The sequence below is a fragment of the Mycobacterium sp. genome (genome assembly GCF_050701675.1).
In the GTDB taxonomy this organism is placed as follows: Bacteria; Actinomycetota; Actinomycetes; order Mycobacteriales; family Mycobacteriaceae; genus Mycobacterium.
On the sequence record NZ_JBOGDD010000999.1, the window covers coordinates 1 to 6,250 of the forward strand.

7 protein-coding genes are annotated in these 6,250 nt (G+C 65.5%); 5 read left to right on the forward strand and 2 right to left on the reverse strand.

What is annotated here, in order from left to right; translation table 11 throughout:
• The 3 genes from ACRDUX_RS30380 to ACRDUX_RS30390 form a co-directional block, all read left to right on the forward strand.
• On the forward strand, positions 1 to 1,113 hold a 1,113-nt coding region (locus ACRDUX_RS30380), incomplete at its 5' end, for an NDMA-dependent alcohol dehydrogenase (protein WP_526419473.1).
• 2 nt (positions 1,114 to 1,115) lie between these two features.
• Positions 1,116 to 1,547, forward strand: coding sequence for a nuclear transport factor 2 family protein (locus ACRDUX_RS30385; protein ID WP_526419475.1), 432 nt, complete (start codon positions 1,116 to 1,118; stop codon positions 1,545 to 1,547).
• Positions 1,544 to 2,389, forward strand: a complete 846-nt coding sequence (locus ACRDUX_RS30390; protein ID WP_526419485.1) for an SDR family NAD(P)-dependent oxidoreductase — start codon at positions 1,544 to 1,546, stop codon at positions 2,387 to 2,389. The genes ACRDUX_RS30385 and ACRDUX_RS30390 overlap by 4 nt, the downstream gene beginning before the upstream one ends.
• Here the strand turns inward: ACRDUX_RS30390 and ACRDUX_RS30395 are convergent.
• Positions 2,373 to 2,789 (reverse strand): ester cyclase, encoded by a 417-nt coding sequence (locus tag ACRDUX_RS30395; RefSeq protein WP_526419477.1) that lies wholly within the window; start codon positions 2,787 to 2,789, stop codon positions 2,373 to 2,375. The genes ACRDUX_RS30390 and ACRDUX_RS30395 overlap by 17 nt on opposite strands.
• Positions 2,790 to 2,895: 106 nt before the next feature.
• On the opposite strand from ACRDUX_RS30395, the gene ACRDUX_RS30400 reads away from it, so the two are divergent.
• Positions 2,896 to 4,344 carry an HNH endonuclease signature motif containing protein gene (locus tag ACRDUX_RS30400; protein WP_526419479.1) on the forward strand — a complete coding sequence of 483 codons (1,449 nt, stop codon included), beginning with the start codon at positions 2,896 to 2,898 and terminating at the stop codon, positions 4,342 to 4,344.
• A gap of 159 nt (positions 4,345 to 4,503) precedes the next feature.
• Entirely contained in the window at positions 4,504 to 5,925 is a 1,422-nt protein-coding gene (locus tag ACRDUX_RS30405; RefSeq protein WP_526419481.1) for a class I adenylate-forming enzyme family protein, read from the forward strand.
• Here ACRDUX_RS30405 and ACRDUX_RS30410 read toward each other — a convergent pair.
• Positions 5,822 to 6,163: a DUF2563 family protein gene (locus ACRDUX_RS30410; protein WP_526419483.1), complete on the reverse strand. Its 342-nt coding sequence runs from the start codon at positions 6,161 to 6,163 to the stop codon at positions 5,822 to 5,824. The genes ACRDUX_RS30405 and ACRDUX_RS30410 overlap by 104 nt on opposite strands.
• Positions 6,164 to 6,250: the final 87 nt, after the last annotated feature.

Below are 6,250 nucleotides of genomic sequence, written 5' to 3' on the forward strand. Positions count from 1 at the left end.
GCTCTCATCTGGGAGTTCAACCAGCCGTGGTCGATCGAGGAACTCGAGATCGGCGACCCCGTCAAGGACGAGGTCAAGATCCAGATGGAAGCGGCGGGTATGTGCCACTCCGACCACCATCTTGTAACAGGTGGCATTCCGATGATGGGCTTCCCGGTGCTCGGCGGTCACGAGGGCGCAGGCATCGTCACCGAGGTCGGACCTGGCGTCGAAGACCTCGCGCCGGGTGACCACGTCGTGCTGTCGTTCATCCCGTCGTGTGGCAAGTGCCCGTCATGTCAGGCCGGTCTGCGCAACCTCTGTGACCTCGGTGCCGGTCTGCTCAGCGGCACCGCGGTCTCCGACGGCACCCACCGCATCACCGCCAAGGGCCAGCCCGTCTTCCCGATGACGCTGCTCGGCACGTTCAGCCCGTACATGGTGGTGCACCGCAGCTCCGTCGTGAAGATCGATCCGTCGGTCCCGTTCGAGGTGGCCTGCCTGGTCGGCTGCGGCGTCACGACCGGCTACGGCTCCGCCGTCCGGGCGGGCAACATCCGGCCCGGTGACGACGTCGCGGTCATCGGTGTCGGCGGTGTCGGCATGTCGGCGGTGCAGGGTGCGGTCAACGCGGGCGCGCGCAACCTCTTCGTCATCGAGCCGGTCGATTGGAAGCGCGACGCCGCACTGAAATTCGGTGCCACGCACGCCTATCCGGACATCGACACTGCGTTCGGGGGCATCGCCGAGGTGACCCAGGGGCTGATGGCCAAGCAGGTCATCGTCACCGTCGGTGAACTGCATGGCAAGGACGTCGACAACTACGTCAACCTGACCTCCAAGGGCGGCACCACCGTGCTGACGGCCATCGGCAGCATGATGGACACCAACGTCACGTTGAACCTGGCGATGCTGACCCTGATGCAGAAGAACCTGCAGGGCACCATCTTCGGCGGCGGCAACCCGCACTTCGACATCCCTCAGCTGCTGTCGATGTACAAGGCGGGCAAGCTCAACCTCGACGACATGGTCACCCGCCAGTACCAGCTGGAGCAGATCAACGACGGCTACACGGACATGCTGGAGGGCCGCAACATCCGCGGCATCATCCGCTACACCGACGCCGACAGGTAACCATGTCCCAGGACACAGCCGAGAAGTCACCGGTGCTCGTCGCGTCGGAAGCGTCGTGGCGGTGCGTTCAGTCAGGCGACCGTGAGGGTTGGCTGGCCCTGATGACGGACGACGTCGTGATCGAGGATCCGATCGGCGAGTCCGTCACCAACCCCGACGGCACCGGCGTGCGCGGCAAGGAGGCCGTGGCGGCCTTCTTCGATGCGAACATCGGGCCGAATCAGTTGACGGTGACGCGTGAGGAGACCTTCCCATCGAGTTCGCCGACCGAGATCGCCTACATCCTGGTGCTGCACACCAGGTTTCCGAACGGCTTCACCGCCACTGTGCGCGGCGTGTTCACCTACCGGGTCAATGATGAGGGTCTGATCACCAACCTGCGCGGCTACTGGAACATGGACGCGATGCAGTTCGGCCAGGAGGACGAGAGCTGACCGGCGCGGTCGTCGTCGGCGGTTCCCGCGGCATCGGCCTTGCGGTCGCAGAACTCCTTGCCGCCGACGGCGTGGGCGTGGTCATCAACGGTCGTGATGACGTCGCGGTCGACGAGGCCGTCACACGCGTCGGCGGCCACACGATCGGCTTCCCAGGCTCGCCCGCCGATCCGAAGACTGCTGATGCCCTCATCGCCTCGTGCATCAGCGAATTCGGTCGCATCGACACGCTGATCAACTGCGCGGGGACGGCCGAGCCGGCCGGCTCGTCGATCCTCAACGTGACCTCGGGCCAGTTTCGCGACCTGCTCGACGCACATCTTGGCACGGTCTTCGAGACTTGCCGGGCGGCCGCGCCGAAGATGGTCGCCCAAGGCGGCGGCGCAATCGTCAACACCAGCTCGTTCGCGTTCCTCGGTGACTACGGCGGCACCGGGTATCCGGCGGGCAAGGGCGCAGTCAATGGGCTGACCCTCGCCATCGCCGCCGAGCTGAAGAACGAGCGCGTGCGCGCGAACGTGGTGTGCCCCGGCGCCAGAACGCGGCTGTCCACCGGCGCCGACTACGAGGCCCAGATCGTGGATCTGCACCGACGCGGCCTGCTCGACGAAGTCAGCATGCAGGGGGCACTCGACGCCGCCCCGCCCCAGTACGCAGCGCCCGTCTACGCATACCTGGCGAGCGACCACGCCAAGAACGTGACCGGTCAGATCTTCATCGCCGCAGGAGGATTCGTCGGCCGCTTCGATCGACAGACTCCGAGCATCGTCGCCTACCGCGATCACCACGACTCGCCCCCGTGGTCGGTCGCCGAGCTGGACGGGTTCATTCAGAAGCGGTGAGCCGCCGGTAGAGCTCCCACGACGAACGCTCGACCCAGTTCGTCAGCAGCTTCCCGTCCTCTCGGACCGCCCAGACGGCGGTTCCGGTCATCGCGATGTCGCGCTTGTCCGGCGGCGTGCCGAGGACGCCGTTGTTCCTGCCGGTCAACAGCCAGCGCGAAGTCACCCGACTGCCGTCCGCGTTTTGGAACGACTCGAGCACCTCGAGGTGCAGGTCGTCGACCGTGGCCAGGAACCGCTCGATCCAACGTTTGAAGTTCTCCCGGCCTGCGATGGTCTCGCCGCCCGAGACGATCACGAAGTCATCGACGACGTAGCGGTCGACGGCGGCTGGGTCGTGGCCGTTCCACACCTCGGCCCAGAACGAATGAACGATTGCTACCGAATCACGGCTGGTCATGCCTGGTCAACGCCTCGCGTAGGACGGATAGTCCCGCAACGACGATCCACCCACAGGGGGCCTCGCCGGCGTTGACGTGTCGGTGGGCGATGGCATACTCGAACATATGTTCGATGGAAATGCCGAGCCGGTCGCACTCTTGCAAAGGGTGTGCTCGGCGGCGCGCGCCGAGGCCTGTGCCGCGGCAGAGCGGCTGGTCGCCATCGGCGAACTGGTGCGTCTGCGGATGACACAGTCCGGGGAAACCCAGGACTGGGCAGTCGACGCAATGGACGCAGTAGCCGTCGAGATCGCCGCAGCCCTGTCGATCAGCCAGAGCTTGGCCGCCAGCCACGTCCGTTACGCCCGGGCGCTGCGCGAACAGCTTCCGATGGTCGGACGGGCGTTCATCGCAGGCGACATCGACGAGGCCACGTTCCGCGCGTGCGTGTTCCGCACCGGCCTGATCACCGACGACCAGGTGCTGGCCGAGGTCGACAAACGGTTGTCGCTGTGCGTGGGACGGTGGGGATCGATGACCCGCAGCAAGCTCGCCGCGCGCATCGACAAGATCGTGGCGCGTTTGGATCTCGACGCAGTGCGGCAGCGCCGCGACCGGATCGCCGGACGTGATGTCTTCGTCGGTGACGTCGACAACGGATTGGCCGAGATCACCGCCACGGTGTACGCACCCGACGGCCACGCCTTCGCCGACAGACTCACCGAGTTGGCCGGAACCGTCTGCGACGACGACGGACGCACGATGGCCCAGCGCCGATCCGACGCCATCCGGGCCCTGACCGCCGGGCAGGACCGATTGGGCTGCTGCTGCGGGCAGATCGACTGCCCGGCCGGTGGTCGGACAGCCAGCGCGGTGGTCATCCACGTCATCGCCGAGCAGGCCACCGTCGACGGCAGCGGCCAGGCGCCCGCCGCGATGCTCGGCTACGAGGGCCTGATCCCGGCTGAGCTGATCGCCGAACTCGCCAAGGCCGCTCGCCTGCGCCCACTCATCCACCCCGCCGATGCTCCACCCGAAGTGGGATACGTCCCGTCGCGGGCGTTGGCCGACTTCATCCGGTGCCGCGATCTGACGTGTCGCTTCCCCGGGTGTGACCGACCCGCGAGCGCCTCGGACATCGACCACACCATCCCTCATGGCGATGGCGGGTGCACGCAGGCGGGCAATCTGAAATGCCTGTGCCGCCTGCACCATTTGGCCAAGACGTTCTGGGGCTGGTCCGACCGACAACTGCGTGACGGCACCGTCATCTGGACTTCACCCGCCGGGGAGCAGTACGTGACCACCCCCGGGAGTGCGCTGATCTTCCCCGACCTGTGCGCACCGACCGCCTTGGCGCCCGTGCACGAGATCACCACCCAGCGCCGCGGTGACCGCGCCGCGATGATGCCCCGACGCGCCCGCACCCGAGACCAGGAACGGGCCGCCGCCATCACCGCCGAACGACGGCACAACCACGAACGACGCACCGCCCCAAGGAAACACCCCGGCGACGACGAGCACGTCGAATACCAGGACACCTTCACCAAGGACCTGGATCCGCCGCCGTTCTAACGGCGGTGCACTCCGAACACCGCGTTGGCGCAGAACTCGTCGATGCGTGGGTCGCCGACCGAACGGGTCGCCGATGCGATCGGTCTCGATTCGCAATCCTTATAGGATTGCGTCGTGAATCGGCCATCATCTTCCCTGGAAGCGCGCAGCCGAGACTTCGTGAGCAGACTGTGCTCCGCGCTTTCGGCCAACGCTGATCACGTCGTCATTGCCGATCATTCGGGCACCTCCACCGGGGCGCAGCTGATGAGCCGGGCACTGTGGTCAGCCGATTGGCTGGCCAGCCAACTCGACGTCGGCCCCGGAACGGTCGTTGCCGTCACATCGTCCAACACAACATGGGGACTCGCGCTGCGCTACGGTGCCAATCTCCTCGGCGCCACGACTTGTCACCTTCCGTTCATCGGCGCTGACCGACAAGACGCCCTCATCGAGCTGATCAATCCGTCAGTTGTGGTCAGCGACGGAACCGGCCCGATGGCGGGAGCGGACGCATGGAACGTAATCGCTGCGCCGGTGCCGTCGACTCCCCTCGAGACTCCGCGACCCGATGATTTCGCCGCGATACATCCCTACCGCGACGACGATGTCTGTGGACTCGTTGCGTCAGGAGGGACGACCGGCATTCCCAAGGCTTCGTATCGGTCCATCCGCCGCTATTCGGCGATGGTCGATATCCCCACGAATCGTGAGCGCCGGCAGCTTGTCGTCACTCCTTTCGCGTACATCGCGGCTTCGCTCATCGATGAAACGCTCAGTGGCGAAGGATCTGTGATTCTCGGGGAGCACACGTGGGACGTCGACCGAGTCGCCGAAACCGTCAGCACAGAAAAAGCGACACACATGTTCGTGGTCGAGCCGGCACTCGCTGACCTCATCTCGGCTGCCGGCGCCGACGTTGCCGTGCGGCGGCGACTAGATTCGTTACAGGAGATCTTTCATCTCGGCGCCGGCGCTCCGCCGGGTCTGCGGGAGCGGGCTCATGCGGTGTTCGGATCGGTGGTGACGCACGGTTACGCGGCGAGCGAACTGGGTCCGGTGAGTTCCACCAAGGGCTGCGACTTCGATGCACATAGTGCCGGTCGCATCATTGCAGGAGTCCGGTGCCGGATCGTGAATCGCGAGGGCGACGAGGTACCCGCCGGCGAGGCGGGAACGATAACTCTGAGCTCGCCGTGGATCGCGAATGGATACTGGAACAGGCAGCCGGGCAAGGAGTTCAGCGAATGGATGCACACGACGGATGAGGGAACGCTCAGCGCTGACGGCGAGTTGGCGATCGCCGGTCGAACTGGTGACTACCTCGGCGACACGCGTGTGCACGCCAGCGAGGTCGAAGCTGCGGTGAGTCGTGTAGCGGGGGTCGACTACGTGATCGTGCTGCCGGAACCAGACGTTTCATCCAGGACAGCATTCGTCGTCGTGCAGTCGCCGAATGCGAAGGTGCGCTCCGCTGTCGAGGACGTGACTGAATCATTCAGCGATCGCCTCGATTTGAAGGTCGTGGTGCTCGATCGCATACCGCGTACCGAACAAGGCAAGCCCGATCGGATATCCCTCGCCACCCTGCTACGGGGTTGACGGACTGCCTGCCAAGTGCCACAACGCTACTGGCCCGCAGGGAGTCGGCGGTCGAAGCATCTCGTGCGGTGAATTCATGTGCTGCGGAACGGCTTTTGTCGCTGATGTCTGTCAAAGCGCGGTGATGACCGTGCAACTGCTCAATGTGGTCCTGGTGTGCCGCTGAGATCGCCTCGTGAAATGCGTGCGCTTCGTGGAAGTCGCCGAACATCCCCACGGTCGGCTTCTTTTCAGCCAACTTGCCCCCGCAGCCAACGCTGTCCCGGCTGCATCACGACACCGGTCCGCACCGGCATGCAGGTGCGCCGTATCGACTTCCATACTC

What these genes read in the sequence shown, in the direction of transcription:
- ACRDUX_RS30385 (WP_526419475.1), top strand. Translation starts at nt 1,116, where the DNA reads ATGTCCCAGGACACAGCCGAGAAGTCACCGGTGCTCGTCGCGTCGGAA.
- ACRDUX_RS30395 (WP_526419477.1), bottom strand. Translation starts at nt 2,789, where the DNA reads ATGACCAGCCGTGATTCGGTAGCAATCGTTCATTCGTTCTGGGCCGAG.
- ACRDUX_RS30400 (WP_526419479.1), top strand. Translation starts at nt 2,896, where the DNA reads ATGTTCGATGGAAATGCCGAGCCGGTCGCACTCTTGCAAAGGGTGTGC.